Genomic DNA, 21,152 nt, shown 5'->3' with positions numbered 1-21,152 from the left:
TTTGGGTAATAACCACTGCTTTGAGAGCCAGAATTTCTTCACGAAAATCAGTCCATGCAGGTCGATGCAATCAAGAATTTTTAAGTATTGCGGGGTTTTGATATTGCCGTCAATCAAATATTTCTTTTGGGAAGTGTCAATTTGCGCGAAAATGCAACATTTTGAATGCAAAATGTTCAAACCCGTTTGCGTCAGGACAGAATCGCTCGCCATGGCGTTTGTAGAATAGCGATGCCAGCTTGTTTGCTTAAAAATAAGCTAATGAAAAATTAACGAAGTACTCCGTTAAACTGCTTGCCGACATTGCACACCGTTTTGTAACCGATTCTTAGAAATTGCTTTCGTCTTTTTAATTACACCACTTATGAAAAAACATTATGCCGTTTATGGACTAGGCGCCGCCTTAGTTGACACTGAAATTACCTTGAGCGATGCCGATTTAATCGCCATGAACGTGGACAAAGGCGTCATGACCTTGGTTGATGAAGCGCGTCAGGCCGAGTTGATTGCCGCTTTAGATCACCATTTGGTTGCTTCTAAGCGTGCCAGTGGCGGCTCTGCTGCTAACACCACGATTGCAGCGAGTTACTTTGGTTGTAAGAGTTTTTATTCTTGCAAGGTCGCTAACGATGAAAATGGCGCCTTCTATTTAGCGGATTTAAAAGCCGCTGGTGTTGCGATCCCTGAGCATATTACGCCGCCAGCTGGTATCACCGGCAAGTGCTTGGTGATGATTACGCCGGATGCGGAGCGAACCATGAATACCTTTTTGGGTATTAGTGCAGAACTCAGTGTCAATGAATTGGATTTGGCTGCATTAAAAGAGAGTGACTTCGTCTACATCGAAGGCTATTTGGTGACTTCCCCCACTGGTCGTAAGGCGGCGATTCAATTGCGAGAACATGCGCAACAACACGGAACGCGTGTTGCATTGAGCTTATCCGATCCCGCCATGGTGCAATTCTTCCGTGATGGCTTGTTAGAAATGATCGGTAATAAAGTCGATTTGATCTTCTGTAATCGTGATGAAGTTTTGGGCTTTACGCAATCCGATAACTTTGAACAGGCTTGCGAATTATTAAAGCAATTTGCTGACAAATTTGCGATCACCTGTGGTGCAGATGGTGCCGTTGTGTTTGATGGTGAGCAGTTACATCAAGTCAGTGCACCGAAAGTGCAAGCGATTGATACGAATGGCGCTGGCGATATGTTTGCCGGTGCGTTTTTATATGCGGTACATCGCGGTGTTGATTTTGTTCGTGCGGCGGAGTTTGCCAATAGCGCAGCCGCCACGGTAGTCACGCAATACGGACCACGTTTACAAGCGCAGCAGTATCGCGATTTACGAAGCCAATTTTTTGCGGACGAAGCATCAATGTGATCAAGCAAGCGTCGGTTTCGTCTATCAATTGACATGTTCACTTCGTTCTCCAATCGGATAACTGGATATTTCGCCGCTGTGCTGTTAGCGGCGATGGGCATATTGTTTTTCCTTTGGTATGTGGGACTACCTGCAATCGGTTTAACTGGCGCACGTGAAGAGCGGCTTCTGAGCGCGATCACACAGTTAGAAATGAAGGCTGATTTGCAGAGAAATCTAGTGATCGCCGATCTGCAAGATAGTAGTGCTGATCTGAGTTTTATTTCTGAAAGTGTCGAGATCAAGCGGATTTTGACATCGATGTCACTGATCGGTGCAGAAAAGGATTTAGAAAAGAACGTAGATAAGAAGGCGGACAGAAGTAGTGAAAGCCGCAGTGAAAAAAGCCTTGAAAAAAATCTTGAATCAGCAGCCTTGTCGGCGCAATTAGAAAACAAATTTCAAATTTTAAGTAAGGCCCGTTCACGCCGCTTTCGTGGGTTGATGTTGATCGATTTATCGCGCAAGGCGGTACTAGCGAGTGCCGCATCGGGTGAGCAGACAACGATTCCCGAGCAAGATTTGAATGCATTGGCGGCGAGCCCCGATTTTGATTCGCTAATTTTGAGCTGGTCAGATACGCAGAATAAAGCCGCAGAAGCCGCACACAAGGTGCAAGCAATTGTGCTGCCAGTGAAATTGCATACAACAGAGCCGGCAAAGATCGTTTTGCTAGGTTTGTTAGATTTAGATTTGTTCTTGCAAGACCGATTGATGTTGGATGCCGATTTGGTCAAGCGTTTTGGTACCACTTTATTATTCGATGCGAAAGCAAATTTGGTTTTTAGCTTTCCTAAGATCGCCAGTTCTACACCTTTGTATATTCCAGATCGTGCCGTTTTGGGTGGCTTCGAGGGAAGTGTGTCTCAGCGCAATGCCGCCAATGAAGAATTGATCGCGGTGTACCGCAACTTGCGATTAAGTCGGACACAAATGTGGACTATGGTCTTAGTGACCAAAAAAAGTGATGTCTTATCCGGACTACTAAGAAACATTGATTTCTTATTGATCGCAGGTTGTTTGATTAGCTTGTTGGCATTGAGCTTGATACGTATGTTTGCGCGGCGCTTAACCCGACCATTAGATGGACTTGCCAGCAGCGCAGCACAATTAGGGCGCGGCGATCTAGGTGTGCGGGCAGTCATCAATCCAGACGATACAGGCGAAATTCGCACCTTGACCACTGCGTTCAATGGTATGGCAGATGCCGTGCAGAATGCCCAAGAATCCTTAGAAGCAACGATTGCCGATCGCAGTCAAGAATTGGCATGGTCAGAAGCACGTCACTTGACACTATTTAATGCTACGGCCAGCGCAGTGATTGTAATGGATGTCCGTCGTATGATCGATTGCAACCCTGCCGCGGTCAGTTTGTTTGGCGCGCGTGATCGTCAACATCTAATGCAATGTAAACCAATCGATTTGTCCCCAGAATATCAATCAGAAGGGCGCAGTTCTTTACAACTATCAAATCATTACTTTGCGCTAGCGCGTGAGCATGGCGCATATGCTTGTGAATGGATACATCAGCGTTTGGATACCGGCGTTTGTTTTGATGCGGAAGTATTGCTAAATTTAGTTGAGTTGGATGGTAAGAGCTTGATTCAAGCGAGTGTGCGTGATATTTCGGTGCGCAAGAAAGTGGAAGCGGCTTTGCATGCGAGCGAGGAACGACATCGTACTTTAGTCGAATGGTCGCCAGAAGGCATTAATGTGCATCGCAAAGGACGTCTAATTTATGTGAATGCTTCGGCGATTCGCATGTTGGGCGCAAGTTCCGCTGAACAATTGATCGGCCGGCCGATTACCGAGATTATTCATCCCGATTTCCATCATCTGTTGCAAACGCGAATTAAAACCATCAACGAACCTGGTGGACAAGAGCAAAGCTATGAAATCAAGTTTGTCAAAGTCGATGGCACCGCGATAGATGTGATGGCACAGGGAGCTTTAATTGAATTTGATGGCGCACCATCGGTGTATGTCGCTTGGCACGATGAGACCGAAGCCAAGCGCCATGCCGAATCGCAGCGCATTGCTGCCACCGCTTTTGAGTCACAAGAAGGCATGTTTGTGACCGATGCAAACTGGTTGATATTGCGAACCAATCAATCGTTTAATCAAATTACCGGATTTCATGCCGATGAAATCGTTGGCAAACCACCGCGCTTTTTAAGTGAGCAGTTTAAGCAAGACAGCAGTTATCTCGCGATGCTCAATAGCATTGCTGAGCGCGGTGCATGGCAAGGCGAAGTCGCCGACCAACGCAAAAATGGCAGTGTGTTTCCGGCGTGGGTGAATATTTCTAGCGTGACGGATGAGGCGGGCGTCATCACGCACTATGTTGGTACCTTTAACGACATTACTCTGCGTAAAACGGCGGAAGATGAGATTCGTAATTTGGCGTTTTATGATCCACTCACGCAATTACCAAATCGTCGTTTGCTGATGGATAGATTGGAGCAAGCACTAGCATTAGGTAATCGCCATCACCGTAAAGGCGCTTTGCTGTTTATTGATTTAGATAATTTTAAGACGCTGAATGACACCTTGGGTCACGATCACGGCGATTTGCTATTGCGCCAAGTGGCTGAGCGTTTAAGTCTTTGCACGCGCGAGGGCGATACGGTGGCGCGTTTGGGCGGTGATGAATTTGTCGTGATGCTTGAAAATCTGGACGAAGATATCTTTGACGCCGCGAATCAAGCTGAAACCGTGGCGATCAAGATATTGTCGGAATTAAATCAAACTTATTGGTTAGGTGTGAATGAACATCATAGCTCGCCGAGTATCGGTGTGACGCTGTTTGGCGAGAAACCAGAAACGATTGCTGAACCGCTAAAGCGCGCGGACTTAGCCATGTATCAAGCCAAAGCAGCAGGTCGCAATACGGTGCGTTTCTTCGATCCGAAAATGCAGGCAATGGTTACGCAACGTGCTGAACTGGAAGAAGATCTGCGTGATGCGATGCTGAATGACCAGTTTGAATTGCATTATCAAGCGCAGTTCAATGATCAAGGCCAATTATTCGCGGCAGAAGCGCTAATCCGTTGGCGTCATCCTGAACGTGGCTTGATCTCCCCAGCCGAATTTATTCCGATTGCAGAAGACACCGGCTTGATTACGATTCTCGGCTATTGGGTGCTCAACACCGCCATGCAACAGTTAGCGAAATGGGCGCAGGCTCCAGAATTTGCTGGCCTGACTTTGGCGGTGAACGTGAGTCCAAGTCAGTTTCATCAGAAAAATTTTGTTGATCAAGTCACCGATGTGATCGATTTAACTGGCGCAGATCCACGTCGTTTGAAATTGGAATTGACGGAAGGATTTTCGATTTCGAATATCGAAGAAGTCATCGCCAGAATGGCGGCATTGCGGCAACGTGGTGTGAGTTTCTCATTAGATGATTTTGGTACTGGCTATTCTTCATTATCGTATTTGAAACGCCTGCCACTGGATCAATTAAAAATTGACCAAAGTTTTGTGCGCGATATTTTGATCGATCCGAATGATGCGGCGATCGCAAAAATGGTGATCGTGTTAGCCGATAGTTTGGGCTTAAGTGTAGTCGCTGAAGGCGTCGAAACGCTGGCGCAAAAAGCCTTCTTGGAGCAACAAGGCTGCCGTGCGTATCAAGGTTTCTTGTATAGCAAACCTTTGGCCTTGGCCGAGTTTGAAGTCTTCGCCCGACACGCTTATCAAGTTTCCTACACTTGACTGACTATTTATTCTGCAGTCGATACATCCTTGCGCAACACATCTATTCCGTAAAAATAAATCAAGAGCAAATCAATTTTGCAATTTTATTTTACACGCATCTCAAATGTCGCCAGATTTGATCAAAGACATCGTGGCTAAATCGAACAAATAGTCATAAATCATCGTGTAAATTCCTGTGATCTGGAACTTATCCTAATCAAGTAAGTCCTACTTGCTTCACGCTCGCTTTTACTTGTTGTTCGACTGCATCGCTATCGCGTTTGGATAAACAAAGAGCCAGCGTCAAGTATTATCAGTAGTTGATTTCTCTACAAATTCTTTCAAAGTCTTTGGAGTAAACAGTAAAGAACAAAGAAAGCTCTTGTATAGAAGTCGAGGAAACAGGTTTGCAATTACCGACAATATCGATAAACAGGAGATGTGATGCAAAGACGTGATTTTCTACAAATGGGTGGTGCCGCTTTAGGTAGCTTGTTGTTACCTTCATTTGCGCGGGCGATTGAGGTTGAAGAGCTATTAAAGCCAGTCTCCAACCAAGCCCGTAAAACTTTAGCCGATATCGCCTTAAATGCGGCGACAACAGCCGGCGCGAGTTATTGCGATGTGCGAATTGGACGTTACTTAAACCAGTTCATTTCTACACGTGATTTGAACGTAGAAAACGTGGTCAATACCGAATCTGCTGGTGTCGGTGTGCGTGTGATTGCGAATGGTGCTTATGGCTTTGCCGCTAGTAACGATATGTCTCCCGATAGTATTGCGACAGCAGCGCGTCAAGCGGTGGCGATTGCGAAAGCGAATGCTAAATTACAAACCGAGCCGGTGCGCTTAGCAGCAGTGAAAGGTGTTGGTGAAGTTAGTTGGGCGACGCCGATCAAGAAAGATTGGCGTACTGTGCCAATCAAAGAAAAAGTGGAGTTGCTGTTAGCCGCGAACAAAGCGGGGATGGAAGCGGGTGCCAATTTCATGCAATCGGTGATGTTCCAAGTCAATCAGCAAAAATATTTCGCCTCCACCGATGGTTCTTATATCGACCAAGATGTACATCGTTTCTGGATGCCAGTAAGCGCAACTGCGGTCGATACAAAAACCAATAAATTCCGTACCCGTCAAGGTTTGTCCGCGCCCGTTGGCATGGGTTACGAATATCTCGACGCACGCCCAGAAGATAAAGTACAAGCAGCTGGTGGTGTCGCCACCTTATATAAAAATTCCTATGACTTGATTGCCGATGCACGCGCATGCGGTGCTAGCGCCAAACAAAAATTGACGGCGAAATCGGTCGTTCCAGGTAAATATGATTTGGTGTTAAGCCCAGAACATTTATGGTTGACGATACACGAATCGGTTGGTCATCCAACTGAGCTTGATCGTGTACTTGGCTATGAAGCTAATTTCGCAGGTACCAGTTTCGCTACGATTGATAAGTGGGAAAGCAAGAAATTCAAATATGGTTCTAGCAATGTGAACATCATTGCCGATAAAACTGTACCTGGTTCACTCGGTGCAGTGGGTTATGACGATGAAGGTGTCGCGTGCAAACAGTGGGATATCATTAAGGACGGTATCTTGGTCAACTATCAGGCAACGCGTGATCAAGTACACATGCTCGGTCAAACCGAGTCCCATGGTTGTTCTTATGCAGATAACTGGAGTAGCGTGCAATTCCAACGTATGCCAAACATCTCTCTGGCGCCGGGTAAGAAACGTCTGACGCCAGATGAAATGGTGAAAGACGTCAAGAAGGGTATTTACATTGTTGGTGATGGCTCTTTTTCTATTGATCAACAGCGCTTTAATTTCCAATTTGGCGGCCAAATGTTTTTCGAGATCAAGAACGGCAAGATCGGCGAGCAATTGGAAGATGTTGCCTACCAATCGAATACTCAAGAATTTTGGAATGCTTGCAGCGCCACCTGCGATGAGCGTGATTGGCGTTTAGGTGGTTCATTCTTTGACGGTAAAGGTCAGCCTAGCCAATCAAGCGCAGTCTCGCATGGTTCAAGCACGACGCGCTTTAATGGCATCAATGTGATTAACACCGCACGTAAGATTGCCTAAGGCGAGGATGACTATGAAAATATTGAATCAACTTAGCCAAGAAGAAGCAAAACGTATCTGCGACAAGGTCATGTCTTTTTCTAAGGCAGACGAATGCAACGTGCAACTTGGTGGCGGCAGTACAGGGAATATTCGTTTTGCCCGTAATGCTGTTTCTACCTCAGGGGTGATTGGCGATACGCAATTGGTAGTGGCGGTCGCCTTTGGTAAGAAGCAAGGCATTACAACCATCAATGAATTTGATGATGCATCCTTAGAAAAAGTGGTGCGCCGTGCAGAAGATTTGGCGCGCTTGGCACCAGAAAATCCTGAGTTCATGCCTGCTGTGACAAAGCAAAGCTTTCAAGCATCGCCAACTTTTCATCAAAAGACTGCGGATATCGATCCAGAGTTTCGCGCCGAGGTTGCTGCCTATGCGGTTGAAGCCTGTCGCAAAAACAAATTAGTTGGTGCAGGATTTTTCACCGATAACAACGGCTTTAGCTGCATCGCTAACTCCAATGGCGTGTTTGGGTTTCAACGTCAAACGGGTCTAGATTTTACTTGCACTGTGCGTACCGAAGATGGTCGTGGCTCGGGTTGGGTCAAGCGCTCAATCAGTGATGCTAGTCGTTTCGATGTGCGTGAAGCAGTCGATGTGGCGATGGATAAAGCCAAACGCTCTTTGAATGCAAAAGCGCTAGAACCCGGTCGTTACACCGTCATCTTAGAACCCGCTGCTACCTCCGATTTGATCGGCAATATGCTTGGCAATTTTGATGCACGTCAGGCGGATGAAGGTCGCAGTTTCTTATCGAAGAAAGGCGGCGGTAATCGTCTCGGTGAAAAGCTGTTTGACGAGCAGGTCAATATTTGGGCAGATCCTTGGCATCCAGAGATCGGCGTCTTGCCTTGGGATGGCGCTATGTTGCCGCGCCAGCGTACTGAAGTGATTAAAAATGGCCGGGTCAATTCGCTAGAATACTCGCGCTTCTGGGCACAAAAAAAGCAAGTCGCACCAATGGCGAGTCACGGCAATATGATCATGGCGGGCACCGATAAAACGACGGCTGAGTTGATCGCCAATACCAAAAAAGGGGTGTTAGTAACACGTACTTGGTATATCCGAATGGTCGATCCGCAATCAGTTCTATTAACTGGCTTAACACGCGACGGCACGTTCTACATTGAGAACGGCAAGATCATGTATCCGATCAAAAATTTCCGCTTCAATGAAAGTCCCATCAGTATGCTCAACAATATTGAGGAAATCGGAAAACCGGTCATTATTGCTGGCGATGAAGTGCCGTACCAAATGTTGATCCCACCAATGAAGGTGCGTGATTTCAACTTCACATCATTATCTGATGCTGTGTAGAAATCGGACTTACGGAAAACAGATGCTAGCGTCGGCGACGTGCCTAGCTGGCGTAATTTTGCATAGGTCCTAGGAATAAAAGAACAAAACAGAATTATTCACACAAGTATTTTTTCAGGAGTTGCTATGGAACGACGTAGCTTTTTAAAAATTAGTGGCATCGCAGCGGGCAGTTTGATCATTCCCGTATGTGGCAATGCGATTGCCGCAGAAGAATTATTAAACCCCGTTGGTAAAGCATTTAAGAAAAGTTTGGCCGATGCTGCGATGAACGCTGCCACTAAAGCGGGCGCTAGTTATTGCGATGTGCGCATTGGTCGTTATGTGAATCAATTCATCACGACGCGCGATACGCGTGTAGAAAATATCGTTAATTCTGAATCAATGGGTGTGGGCGTACGCGTGATCGCAGGTGGCGCTTATGGCTTTGCTTCTACCAATGATTTGTCTTTAGATGCGGTTGCCAGTATGGCCAAGCAAGCAGTGGCAATTGCGAAAGCGAATGCGAAATTGCAGAGCGAGCCGCTGATTTTGGCACCGGTTAAAGGTGTCGGTGAAGTGAGTTGGGCAACCCCATTCACAAAAGACTGGCGTGTCGTTCCGGTCAAGGAAAAAGTCGATATGCTGATTGCAGCGAATCGTGCTGGTCTAGAAGCTGGCGCGAATTTTATGCAATCGAATTTGTTCCAAGTGAATCAAGAAAAGTATTTTGCTTCTACGGATGGTTCTTACATCGATCAAGATATTCATCGCTTGTGGGCACCGATGACAGCGACCGCAGTCGACAAAGCGACCAACAAATTCCGCAGCCGTGAAAGCTTGTCTTCGCCAGTCGGTATGGGCTTTGAATTCTTTGATGCTAAGCCAGAACATAAAGTCAAAGCAGCAGGTGGTGTGGCGACGCTATACAAAAATTCACTCGATGTGATTGAAGAAGCACGTGAAGCCGGGCGTCAAGCACGCGAGAAATTGGCGGCGAAATCGGTCGAGCCAGGTAAGTATGATTTGGTCTTGAGCCCAGATCACTTATTCTTAACGATACATGAATCAGTTGGACATCCAACCGAACTGGATCGCGTTCTTGGTTATGAAGCTAACTACGCGGGTACCAGTTTCGCGACCTTGGATAAATGGCGCACCAAGAAATTTAAATTTGGCGCGGATCGCGTCAATTTCTTCGCAGATAAAACCACACCTGGTTCGCTCGGTGCGGTCGGCTATGACGATGAGGGTGTGCCATGCAAGCGTTGGGACATCATCAAAGACGGTGTGCTAGTGAATTATCAGGCGACTCGTGATCAAGCGCACATCATTGATGAAAAAGAATCGCACGGCTGTTCTTATGCCGATAGTTGGAGCAGCGTACAGTTCCAACGTATGCCGAATGTTTCCTTAGCCGCTGGCAAAACACCATTGACGCCCGATGAGATGGTCAAAGACGTCAAGAAGGGTATCTATATTTTAGGTCGCGGTTCTTACTCTATTGATCAACAACGTTATAACTTCCAATTCGGCGGTCAATTATTTTTCGAAATCAAAAACGGTAAGATTGTCGGCCCTGTTGAAGATGTCGCTTACCAATCGAATACCCAAGAATTTTGGAATAGCTGTAGTGCGATTTGTGACGAGCGTGATTGGCGTATGGGTGGTTCTTTCTTTGATGGCAAAGGGCAACCAAGTCAAGTCAGCGCGGTATCGCATGGCTCTAGCACGACGCGTTTTAACGGCATCAATGTGATCAATACAGCACGCAAGATTGCTTGATCCATTTCATGTAGCTAAACCAAATAAGCTTACAAAATAAGCCAATAAAAATAGGAAACATATGATGAAGAAAATGACTCAGGAAGAAGCAAAGCGCATCTGTGACCGTGTGATTGGGTTTTCAAAAGCAGATGAATGTCGCGTGGTAATTCAGGGCAGTCGCGCTGGCAATATTCGTTACGCACAAAACAGTGTCTCGACTGCCGGCTTGAATCAAGATACGCAGTTGTCGGTTAGCGTTGCATTTGGTAAGCGCCAAGGTACTGCGACGATCAATGAATTTGATGATAAGTCTTTGGAAAAAGCGGTGCGCCGTGCAGAAGATATCGCCCGCTTAGCGCCAGAAAATCCAGAATTCATGCCCGCAGCGAGCAAGCAAGAATTCAAAGCAACGCCAACTTATTTTGAAAAGACCGCCGCAATTGATCCTGAATATCGCGCCGAAGTGGCGGCACAAAGCATCAGCCTAGCGAAGAAAAATAAGCTGATTTCAGCAGGTTTCTTCCTTGATACTCTAGGCTTTGAAGTGATTGCAAACTCGAATGGTGTGTTTGGATTTCAAGAATCGTCTAATTTGAGTTTTAGTTGCACAGCACGTACCGAAGATGGTCGCGGCTCTGGCTGGGTAACGCGTAGCGCGAATGATGTGAGTAAGTTTGATCCGCGTGAGGCGTCTGAAATTGCGATCGAAAAAGCCATGCGTTCGGTTGATGCTAAGGCGTTAGAACCAGGACGTTACACGGTGGTTCTAGAGCCCGCCGCTTCATCTGATATTTTGAATTTTATGTTCAACGCATTTGATGCGCGTCAGGCCGATGAAGGACGTAGCTTCTTGTCGAAAAAAGGTGGTGGTAATCGACTCGGCGAGAAGATGTTTGACGAGCAGGTGAATATCTGGACCGATCCATGGAATGCCGATGCACCTGTGAGCCCTTGGGATAGCGCATCGATGTTGGCGCGCGAGCCTATGTCTATGGTCAAGAATGGCAAGATCGAATCTTTGCAGTATTCAAATTTTTGGGCGAAGAAGCAAGGCGTTGCACCCCGCGGTCGTGCTGGTAATACGATTATGTCCGGTGGTACCAAAACAACCGAAGAACTGATCGCCTCGACCAAGAAAGGTATTTTGGTGACGCGCACTTGGTATATCCGTTCGGTCGATCCACAATCTTTGCTGGTAACAGGTTTGACTCGCGATGGTACTTTTTACATTGAGAATGGCAAGGTCAAACATCCTGTCAAAAACTTCCGCTTCAATGAAAGCCCAGTCACGATGTTGAACAACATCGATGATTTGGGTAAGACTCAAGTGTTTGGTGATGGTCGAAAATCGGTGGTGCCAGCGATGAAGTTGCGCGATTTTAACTTCACATCTTTGTCTGATGCGGTTTAATTGAAAACGGATTGTCGTATTCAATTTTTTTGTGATGGATTGTTTTAATAACAGGAACGGTGAAGTTTTCACCGTTCCTGTTCTCCGCTGATCTTGATTACATCGTCATTTCTATCTTTGCTGTCTTTGCCATTAAATTTGAAACTTGCATGTCGAATTTCGATTTCTACTTCACCCGTGTAATGTACGACTCCGGCGATTGGGATGTGGATATCCGTATGCCGAGTAATATTTTGAATTCGTTGGTCGAGTACACCACCTTGCGGGTTGATACGGTAGAACGGGTTACTGCATTGTCTGATCCTAAAATTTTGGAAGCGCCGTTTTGCTATATGGCCGGACATAAGTTAGTGCAATTGAGTGCGATAGAGCGTAAACATTTAGAACGTTATATCAAAGGCGGTGGTTTTCTATTTGTAGACGATTGCAATCACGATATCGACGGCTTGTTTGCCAAATCGTTTGAAGCCGAAATTGCACAGATTTTTGGCATCAAAGCTTTAAAGAAAATCCCGAATAATCATCCTCTGTATTCCTGCTTTTTCCGCTTTGATGGCCCACCCAATACCAGTGTTGAACTCAATGGTTGGGGCGATGATTTGGTGCATGATTATTTAAAAGCAGTTGAAATCAATGGTCGTATTCGTCTTTTGTATAGCAACAAAGATTATGGTTGCGAGTGGGATTATGATTTTCGGAACAAGCGGTTTTTAGCCGTAGATAACACGCGTTTTGCCGTGAATATTATTCAGTATGCTTTAGGAGCGTAGTATGCAGTCGAATGTGCCAGTGAGTTGGAGTGAAGCAGAAATCGCTGATTTGAGCGCCAAAGTGCATGCCCTGACCACAAGTATGTCGCAAGTGATTATTGGGCAAAAAGATGTGATCGAATCTTTGGTGATTTGCCTGTTGGCGGGCGGTCATGCTTTGGTAGAAGGGGTTCCGGGTTTAGGTAAAACACTGTTAGTAAAATCCTTGGCGCAAGCCACAGAGCTTGAATTTCGACGAGTTCAGTTCACACCTGATTTAATGCCATCAGATATCGTCGGTACAGAAATTTTGGAAGAAGACACCAGCACGCGACAACGCGTATTTCGTTTTCAAAAAGGGCCGGTGTTCACCCAAGTTTTATTGGCAGATGAGATTAATCGTGCGCCACCAAAGACGCAATCTGCTTTGCTAGAAGCGATGCAGGAACGCGGTGTGACCTTTGCTGGGCAAACACATCGTCTGCCGAAACCTTTCTTTGTATTAGCAACACAAAATCCGATTGAGCAAGCGGGTACTTATCCTTTACCAGAGGCGCAGTTAGATCGCTTCTTATTGCGTATCGATGTTGGCTACCCAAGTGAAGACGAAGAAATGTTGATGGTGGAACGCACTACGCATGCTGGGATCGCCGACGCGGTCAGTGCAATGGATGTGGATAGTCTGTTACGCCTACAAAGTTTGGTACGTGATATTGAAGTGGGTGAACATTTGGTTCGCTATGCGACTCGCTTGATTCGAGCGACGCGCCCACAGTTGACGACGGTAGACAGTGTACGTAAGCATGTCGGTTGGGGGGCAGGCCCGCGTGCTGGTCAAGCGCTGGTGTTGGCATCCAAAGCACGCGCTTTGATGCATGGACGATTGGCTGTAACGCGTGAGGATATGGCGGCGATGTTATTGCCTGTGTTGGCACATCGCGTATTGCGTAATTTTGAAGCGGAAGCGGATGGTGTTGCGATTGCCGACATCTTATTGGCTTTGCGTGAACAAATTCGCGTCGACTAGATGATAGCTGCTAGCGATTTAATTCCCTCTTGTTATTCAACACCGCGTCGAAACCGTATGTTTTCCTATGCTTGATAGCGCTTCTTTGCTGGCGCATAGCCAGGATTTAGATTTGATCGTTCGCCATGTATTGGCGGGGCTCGGTCACGGCTTGCATGCAGGACGTGAGCGTGGCGCTGGGGTGGAGTTTTCGGAATATCGCGCCTATGCCCCCGGTGATGAGTGGCGTCGCGTCGATTGGAAATTGTTAGCGCGCAATGATCGCTATTATGTACGTGAAGCCGAACGCGATAGTCATGTGGCGATTTGGTTATGGCTCGATGCCAGTGCTTCGATGGCTGAAGCGAGTTATGACTACCCGAGTGTGAGTAAGCTCGATTTTGCACGGGTGATTTTTGCTTGTCTCGCCGCCGTGGCGCAACGACAAGGCGACGCGTTTGGACTGCTGATTGCGCAAAACGGGCGGCTACAAATTACGCCAGCGGCACGTGGCCCTCGGCAATTCCATCGTGTAATGGCGCAGCTAAAACAAACGAGCGCGGCCGGTGTTTTGCCTGACGCAGCTTTGCTCAAGGCGCAATTACACTTTGCACGTGCACCTAGCCTAATCTTTGCGATTAGCGATTTTTTGGAGTGGCCATCAGCGTGTTCGGAAAGCTTGGTGCGCTTGCGCCATATGCGACATGATGTGCGTGCCCTGTGTCTGCAAACGCGGGCCGAATGTGAAGCGGGATTTGCATCGACGATTGCTTATGTTGATCCCGAACACAATGCTGATCCGGTTAAATTTTCTGAAACTGCGAAGGCAGATTTTTTAGCCGCGCACACCGCACATTTTCAGCGCGTAGAACAGCAATGTCGTCAGGTCAATATTCCTTTCTTACGTGCTCGCATTGAGCAAGATGTCGGTAAGACACTCAGAGATTGGCTTAAGTTGGCAGGGCGCGCATGATGAACTTCAATCTTGGCTTGAGTCCTGCTTGGTGGTTGTTATTGCCGTTATTGATCTTACCAATCTGGTGGCTGCGCCAGCGACGTGAAACGCTAGTTAGAAAAACACTCGCGACTGCGAAGTTCTTATCCCCCGCAAAACCGCAATTGGTAAGGGTCTGGCGTTGGCGTGAATGGTTATTGATGTTATTGCGTTGCCTGTTGCTGCTGATGGTGATCGCTTATTTAGCGAGTTTGTTTATCGCTTGGCGTGGCGATACCGTATTGGTAGGCGACGATCTTGATCCGGTGTGGTTGCAGCAACAGCTCAAAGAAACTGGTATGCAAAACGCCAAGCAGCGTCGTTTTTGCGCACGTACTGAATGTGATGTGCAAAGCTCGCGGCTTTTATATTGGCTGGCTGAACATCAAAAAGACTGGCAAGCTGATGCGCGTGTTTTGATTTTGGCGCGAGCAGGGCAGTTGGCATGGAGTGCAGAATCACCACAATTATTGCCCAAGACTCAAATAAGAGTGCAAGACCATCCGTTTAAAGCGCCAGTGCGTACCCACTATATTGCATTGCGTAGCGATCATCCTGAAGTATGGCAAAGCTTGTTTCGTGCCTTTAGTGTCGCAGGCGATGGACAAGATCGCTATGTTTGGCAGCAGCAAACTGACGCCAAGACCGATTTAATTATTTGGGATAGTAATGAGCCTGCATCCAGTAATTGGCAAGCGCCGTACTGGTGGATGAAACGACCTGCTCAAGAATTGTCTAAGGATTGGATCGTACAAAACAATCCTGCGCTAGCCGGATTGGCTTTGCACCAATATCAGCGCGGAAAAGTTCGTTATTGGCTGACTGAGCAAGCAGGGCAATGGCCTATGTATAAATTAGAAGATACCAAACAATGGTATCGCGCTTGGCAACAAAGTCGCGCGCCGCAAGTTGATTTGATCTATACCAGCATGCAATTGCCTCGTGTACAGGTAAATCAACCGAGTCAGCAAGAAAATACACGTCAATTGTTATTACTGTGCTTGCTGGTGATTTTTGCTTTGGAGCGGATGTTAAGTCATGTCAAACGTCTCTGAATCAGTTATCAGCGAAGTGCTCACGCGCGTCTTCCAAACCTTATGGCACACAGCTTGTCGCCATCATTTGTTGGCGTGGTTAGCTTTCCTCGCACCTTGGATTATTTTGCGACAATTTGGGATCGTGATTCTAGGTCTTGCGTTGATGGTTTTGCATTTCTGGTGGTTGCGGAAACGTTTAGTGAAGAATTGGAGTAGTTGGGCGAATGCGGATTTTCCAGAACTAGAAGATAGTATGCAATTGCTGGTGCAGTCGGAAGTTCAAGCTCAAGCGCAACAACAAAATAGGCAAGAAAATCAGATCACACAGAATTCCGCGCTAGCTGCTTTGCAAGCACAGCGCGTATTAAAGCGGCTGCCACAAGTTCTGCATCCAGCCGCTTGTCGCCATTTTATTCAACGGCATTTGTCTTTTTCGCGCCTTTGCTTGGCATGTAGTTGGATAGCTGCTGCACTATCTATTTTGCTGCCGATTTGGATGCCGTCTTTACTCGCGATGAATCAGTCGATGCCAGCGGCAGCTTCAACCAAACCAGCAAGTAAGCTTGATCTCAATGCGAGTTTGACGATGCACGTGGTGCCACCAACTTATACCGGTTTAGCTAGCATTGATTCTGCTCCTAAGGAATTACAAGTTCCCGAAAATAGCCTAGTGACATGGTGCATACAAGCCGATCAAAATTTTGAAAAATTGCCGACTTTGAGTTTAAGCCACGGGCAGGAAATCCGCTTTACAAAAACGCAGTCTTCACTCGATCAAGACAAAGTTAAAGACAAAGCTATAGACAAAACCAAGCTCTGTGCAAGTTGGCAAGCGAGTGAGACGGTATTTTGGCATTGGAGTGGCGATGCAGGGAAAAGCCGTACTGTTTTGAAAGTGTTACTGGATCAAGCGCCACAAATTGACATTGAACAGCCAAGCGAATTGTTGCAGATTTTGGCAGCAGACACGCGCCAAGTTAAAATCGCTCTGCGTATAGCGGACGACTATAAGATCAATCAAGCCACCATGCATATGACCTTGGCACGTGGCAGTGGTGAGAATATTCGTTTTAGTGATAGAGAATTACCTATTCCGCAAGGTAAAAATCCGCAAATTCGGCAATGGGATAAAACTTGGACCTTAACTGAGTTAGGCATGGAACCGGGCGATGAGTTGTATTTCTTCGTGCGGGCGACGGATAACGCCGATAAGAATCCGCATATCACTCGCTCTGCAACCTACACCTTGCGTCTACCAGCACCAGAAGCGCAGGCGGAAGAAACTTCGGCCTTACCTATGTTGGCTAAACCAGAGTCATTGCGTAGTCAGCGTCAGATCATTATTGATACCGAACAATTGTTGGCGGATATGAAGGCCAATCCTAAGATGAATCCTAACTTGATTCGTAGCCGCAGCGAGACGATTGCTGGTGATCAAGGGACTTTACGCCGTCGTTACGGTAGATTTTTAGGCGAAGAATCGAGTTTATTCGGTGATGATGAGCATGCAGAAGGCCATAGCGCTGATGATGGACACGATCATGGCGATGCCGCACCACAGAATTTGGCAGCGCAGTATGGACATGCGCATGATCAAGAAGAAAATGCGACCTTGTTTGATGAAGCAACCAAGAAGATTTTGCGTCGCGCCTTAGTCGCGATGTGGGATGCAGAAAAAGCTTTGCGTGCAATTAGTCCAGCCACCGCTTTAGCGCCAGAAAATAAAGCTTTAGAAGCGATCAAACAATTGCAACAAGCGGATCGGATCTATTTACACAAGGCTGCATTTACACCACCAGCAATCAAAGAAGACAAGCGTTTAACTGGTGATGTGTTGGATTTAAAAAATACTCAAAAGCAGCAAGATGCGGCACAGCAAATCGTTCCTGAAGGAATACAAAATTTACTGCGCGCATTGCAAAGCGAAAACCCCTTGCCAGCGTTGTGGACGACTACCGCGCGTACTTGGTTTGCTGCGCATCTAACAAAAGAGGAGCAACGCCTAGCCGCACAAGCCGCGATCTTGGATGTGGAAAGCGGTTGCGCTCCATGTCGCCCAGTATTAGCGGGATGGATACGGCAGGCGATCCCGCAAGCCGAATTGATTTTGCAGGGGCGTTCTGAGTTTCAAGCAATACGCGAGAGCGGATTTGAACAAGCATGGAAAAAAATAAAGCCAAGTCCACGCTCAAGCTCAAGTAAGCCAGAGGTACAACGATGATGCATAGCTTGATTTCTTCAATGGCACTTGAAACTTGGCAAGTCGTACTGTGTCTGGGCGTGCTACTTGTAGTGCTATTCTCGACCTTGATGTACTGGCGACGAGCGAGGCGTAGCGATGGACTGATACATACTGCGATCATAAGCTCTGCTGGGTTTTGTTTCTGCATGATGATCATCGCGCCTAGCCTACCTTTGCAAAGCAACCCATTGCGCATTGATAGTTCGGAAAGTCACCACAGCATGGCGCAATGGGTGCAGCAAAGTCAGCATGCCGATTCCTACCAAGTTCACGGTGATGGTTTGCGTTGGATGCAATGGCAAGATTTGCCGCGCTTACCGATGCAAATCACGACAATACCTGTTGATCCCAATTCGACCAAGCTTGACGAAGTGTTGGATTTAGATTTTCCTACGCAGCTCACACAGGGTCGAATGTTTCATTTGAGCGTACAACGTCAACATGTTGATGGCGAGTGGCGTTTGCAATTGCTAGCTGAAAATCAGCAAGTTCTAGCAGAAACGCGAGGTCGCGAGAAACAACTCAGTTTGCAATGGCTACCGCCGGCGGTGGAGCGTTTGGTATTACAAGCAAAAATACTTGATCAGCATGGTCGCGTTATCGAGCAAGGGCCAATTCCTTTAGAGGTGATCGCACCACAAAGTTTGTTGGTGCAAGCTCGCTTTGCCGCGCCGTCTTTCGATGCCAAGGTGCTCAATGCGCTGCTTAGTCAAAGTCAGGCCAAGTTAGATTGGCAAACCAAGTTAGGCAAGACTGTTACGCGGTTTGAGACTGCTGATAATGTATCAACACCAACACCAACATCAACGCAGGCGAGCACAGCAAAGCCGGATTTGTTGATACAGGACGCCGCGTATTTCGAACAGCAAAATGTCCGAGCACGTGCGCAAGTATTACAGCAAGTAGCGGCAGGTTCATCCTTAATTATTCTTGGTGCGAATGCGAGCGATATTGGACTATGGCGACGTGAATTAGATTTGCGTTTGCAAGCTAGCGATACGAGCAAAGAGATCACCATCGATCCTTTGAAGAGCTTGAGTCCAAGCGCGTGGACGCCGCAAGTCAAGTCAGATGCGAATTGGTATCAGGTCAAGGGGCAAAGCTGGATGGCGCAGCGCGCTTGGGGGCAGGGGCAGATCGTATGGTTGAGTGTGGCTAATTGGCATCGTTACCAGATTAGTGCGACAAATTCTTTGCAAGCTTGGTGGCAAACTATTTTGGACCAAGCTAAGGTGAAAAAAAGCTTGGATTGGGAAGCGCGGTTTGAACCAAGGATGCCGATTGTTGGTCAGCGTATGCGTCTTTGTGCGCAGGGCTTTGAACAAGCTGAGCTGGTCTTGGCCGGGCATGAGCAAGGGTTGCCCTTGTTACCTGTACGCGATCATGCTGATGCCCAATGCGCTTCGTTTTGGCCAGAAAAGCCTGCTTGGTTAGATTGGCAAGCGCAAAAAAGAACGAAGTCAGAAACAAAATCAGCCGCAAAGGTAGTGCAAGGCAAGGGCACTAGCACACTTGCAACTGGCGTTGTGTACGTTTATCAACCAGAAGATTGGCCGGCTTGGCAAAGAGCGCAAGCACGTGCAGATACCGCAGCGATGTTGGCACTGGTACCTGTGGTCGCCGATAACACCAAGGATTTGCGTCGTAGTTTGCCGACTTGGCCGTGGGCCTTGGGTTTGTTGGCAGCGATGCTATTGCTGTGGTGGCGCGAGCAGCGAGATAAATAAACCACTCATGGAAGCTCACCGTGAACTCATAGTAAGTTCAAAGTAAGCTCAAAAACAGAAAGTAAGAATCAATAAAAAAGCGAGATGGCTGTTGATAGCCATCTCGCTTTTTTGATGCGTGCTAGTTGTTACTGCGGCTTGTTAAGGCATTTTATTTTTGCTGTGCCTTGACGACTTTTCCGCCTTTGATGACTACTGCGACATTTTCTAAAACGCGCACGTCTTTGCTTGGATCGCCAGCAACTGCCACCATATCGGCAAAACGACCAGCTTCGATGATACCGACATCTTTGCTCGCCAATGCTTCTGCCGCATTGATCGTCGCTGCTTGAATCGCTTGCACTGGCGTCATGCCATACTTGACCATGGTCGCAAATTGTTTGGCGTTGTCACCGTGTGGATAGATACCCGCGTCGGTGCCATAAACCATTTTGACACCTGCCGCATGCGCGCGACGGAAGCCTTCGCGTTGCACGTCGGCGACTTCACGGTCTTTGCGCAGATTGTCTTCCATCACACCATTTTTCTTACCTTCAGATTGAGTGTAATCCGTGTTGTAGATATCCATCGACAGATAAGTGCCATGTTTTTTTGCGAGCGCGATTCCTTCGTCATCGATCAAACTTGCGTGTTCTATCGTATCGATACCAGCGCGAATCGCATCTTTAATACCTGAAGTGCCATGCGCGTGTGCGGCGACACGTATGCCCCATTGATGTGCTTCTTCCGCAATTGCGGTCATTTCTTTCAAGCTCATTTGCTGTTGACCAGGCTCGGTATTGTGTGAGAACACACCGCCAGTTGCACAGATTTTGATGACTTGGGCACCGTGTTTGCGAATTTCGCGTACACGTTTGCGACCTTCTTCCGGACTATCTGCATTAAATGGACTTTGTTGATTCATTGAAGGCGGGAAGAAGGTCGAATCACAGTGCCCACCTGTCGCGCCAAATGAATAGGCCGCGGCAACAATGCGCGGTCCCGGTACTTTTCCTTCATCAATCGCTTGGCGCAAACCAATATCATTCCATGCGTCTGAACCCAGCGTGCGTACCGTTGTAAAGCCCGCTTCTAAAGTACGACTAGCATGTGGCACGTTCAGCATCGACCAAAAGCGATCGTTGTATTGCAAACTACTGTAACCGCCATAAGTCGGATCGGTATCTAAATGCACATGCATATCGATTAAGCCTGGCACGATAGTCATACCGGCGAGATCGATTTTTTGTACTTTGCTATCGGCACCGTTCGCATTTTGTTTCACGCTAATGATGCGCCCATCGCGAACCAAGATATGTGGGTTCGCAATCATTTTGCCAGTTCTGACATCCAACATTTGGCGTGCTGTGATCAGCGTGTCCGCAACATCTGCCTTACCTGAAGCGAGCGCTGGAGCGCTCATGCAAAATGCGGCGGTGATGAGGGCGGAACAAATAGTTTTTTTCATTCGATACTCCGAGTTTGATGTAATTGCCTGTTTGCTTTGTAGGGGGGATTTTCAGGCAGCCGCTCAGTATCTTACTTAGACCTGTGGTGGTCAAACTGGAATTGCAAAAATGATGCTCACGACCAACATTTTTGCCAATAACATTACTTAGCGGTGGCGAAGGGACTTTATCAGGATAAAGTCATTTGTCATTGTGAGAAGACAAAGGCAAGCAAAGCGAGGGTTTGGATTGATA

Annotated in this window: 13 protein-coding genes; 12 read left to right on the top strand and 1 reads right to left on the bottom strand. The window is 47.2% G+C overall.

Annotated features, from left to right (window positions below; translation table 11 throughout):
- The first annotated feature begins 364 nt into the window (after window positions 1–364).
- The 12 genes from KDM92_RS03880 (at window position 365) to KDM92_RS03825 (ending at window position 19,470) form a co-directional block, all read left to right on the top strand.
- Window positions 365–1,381 carry an adenosine kinase gene (locus KDM92_RS03880; RefSeq protein WP_212683097.1) on the top strand — a complete coding sequence of 339 codons (1,017 nt, stop codon included), beginning with the start codon at window positions 365–367 and terminating at the stop codon, window positions 1,379–1,381.
- A gap of 33 nt (window positions 1,382–1,414) precedes the next feature.
- Complete coding sequence (locus KDM92_RS18845) at window positions 1,415–5,137, top strand: EAL domain-containing protein (RefSeq protein WP_212683096.1); 3,723 nt, start codon at window positions 1,415–1,417, stop codon at window positions 5,135–5,137.
- Window positions 5,138–5,563: 426 nt separating this feature from the next.
- Window positions 5,564–7,201, top strand: a complete 1,638-nt coding sequence (locus tag KDM92_RS03870; protein WP_212683095.1) for a TldD/PmbA family protein — start codon at window positions 5,564–5,566, stop codon at window positions 7,199–7,201.
- Between the two features lie 22 nt (window positions 7,202–7,223).
- The gene (locus tag KDM92_RS03865) at window positions 7,224–8,558 is read left to right on the top strand and encodes a TldD/PmbA family protein (RefSeq protein ID WP_438947456.1); all 1,335 of its coding nucleotides are present in this window, start codon (window positions 7,224–7,226) and stop codon (window positions 8,556–8,558) included.
- Window positions 8,559–8,684: 126 nt separating this feature from the next.
- Window positions 8,685–10,322: a TldD/PmbA family protein gene (locus tag KDM92_RS03860; RefSeq protein ID WP_212683093.1), complete on the top strand. Its 1,638-nt coding sequence runs from the start codon at window positions 8,685–8,687 to the stop codon at window positions 10,320–10,322.
- A 64-nt stretch (window positions 10,323–10,386) separates the two neighbouring features.
- On the top strand, window positions 10,387–11,715 hold the full coding sequence (locus KDM92_RS03855) for a TldD/PmbA family protein (RefSeq protein ID WP_212683092.1): 1,329 nt from the start codon (window positions 10,387–10,389) through the stop codon (window positions 11,713–11,715).
- A 149-nt stretch (window positions 11,716–11,864) separates the two neighbouring features.
- On the top strand, window positions 11,865–12,485 hold the full coding sequence (locus KDM92_RS03850) for a DUF4159 domain-containing protein (RefSeq protein ID WP_189345464.1): 621 nt from the start codon (window positions 11,865–11,867) through the stop codon (window positions 12,483–12,485).
- Window position 12,486: 1 nt separating this feature from the next.
- The gene (locus KDM92_RS03845) at window positions 12,487–13,491 is read left to right on the top strand and encodes an AAA family ATPase (protein WP_212683091.1); all 1,005 of its coding nucleotides are present in this window, start codon (window positions 12,487–12,489) and stop codon (window positions 13,489–13,491) included.
- A gap of 67 nt (window positions 13,492–13,558) precedes the next feature.
- On the top strand, window positions 13,559–14,443 hold the full coding sequence (locus KDM92_RS03840; RefSeq protein WP_212683090.1) for a DUF58 domain-containing protein: 885 nt from the start codon (window positions 13,559–13,561) through the stop codon (window positions 14,441–14,443).
- Complete coding sequence (locus KDM92_RS03835; protein ID WP_212683089.1) at window positions 14,443–15,519, top strand: BatA domain-containing protein; 1,077 nt, start codon at window positions 14,443–14,445, stop codon at window positions 15,517–15,519. The genes KDM92_RS03840 and KDM92_RS03835 overlap by 1 nt, the downstream gene beginning before the upstream one ends.
- Window positions 15,503–17,722, top strand: coding sequence for a hypothetical protein (locus KDM92_RS03830; RefSeq protein ID WP_212683088.1), 2,220 nt, complete (start codon window positions 15,503–15,505; stop codon window positions 17,720–17,722). The genes KDM92_RS03835 and KDM92_RS03830 overlap by 17 nt, the downstream gene beginning before the upstream one ends.
- Window positions 17,719–19,470 (top strand): hypothetical protein, encoded by a 1,752-nt coding sequence (locus tag KDM92_RS03825; RefSeq protein ID WP_212683087.1) that lies wholly within the window; start codon window positions 17,719–17,721, stop codon window positions 19,468–19,470. Before KDM92_RS03830 ends, KDM92_RS03825 begins: the two co-directional genes overlap by 4 nt.
- Window positions 19,471–19,621: 151 nt before the next feature.
- On the opposite strand, the gene KDM92_RS03820 is transcribed toward KDM92_RS03825, so the two are convergent.
- On the bottom strand, window positions 19,622–20,917 hold the full coding sequence (locus KDM92_RS03820) for a Xaa-Pro dipeptidase (RefSeq protein ID WP_329603123.1): 1,296 nt from the start codon (window positions 20,915–20,917) through the stop codon (window positions 19,622–19,624).
- Window positions 20,918–21,152: the final 235 nt, after the last annotated feature.

The organism is Affinundibacterium baiyunense, from assembly GCF_018139645.1.
Taxonomy (GTDB): Bacteria; Pseudomonadota; Gammaproteobacteria; order Burkholderiales; family Burkholderiaceae_D; genus Undibacterium; species Undibacterium baiyunense.
The sequence above is the reverse complement of the archived record's forward strand: the minus strand, read 5'-3'. Positions and strand labels throughout refer to the sequence as shown.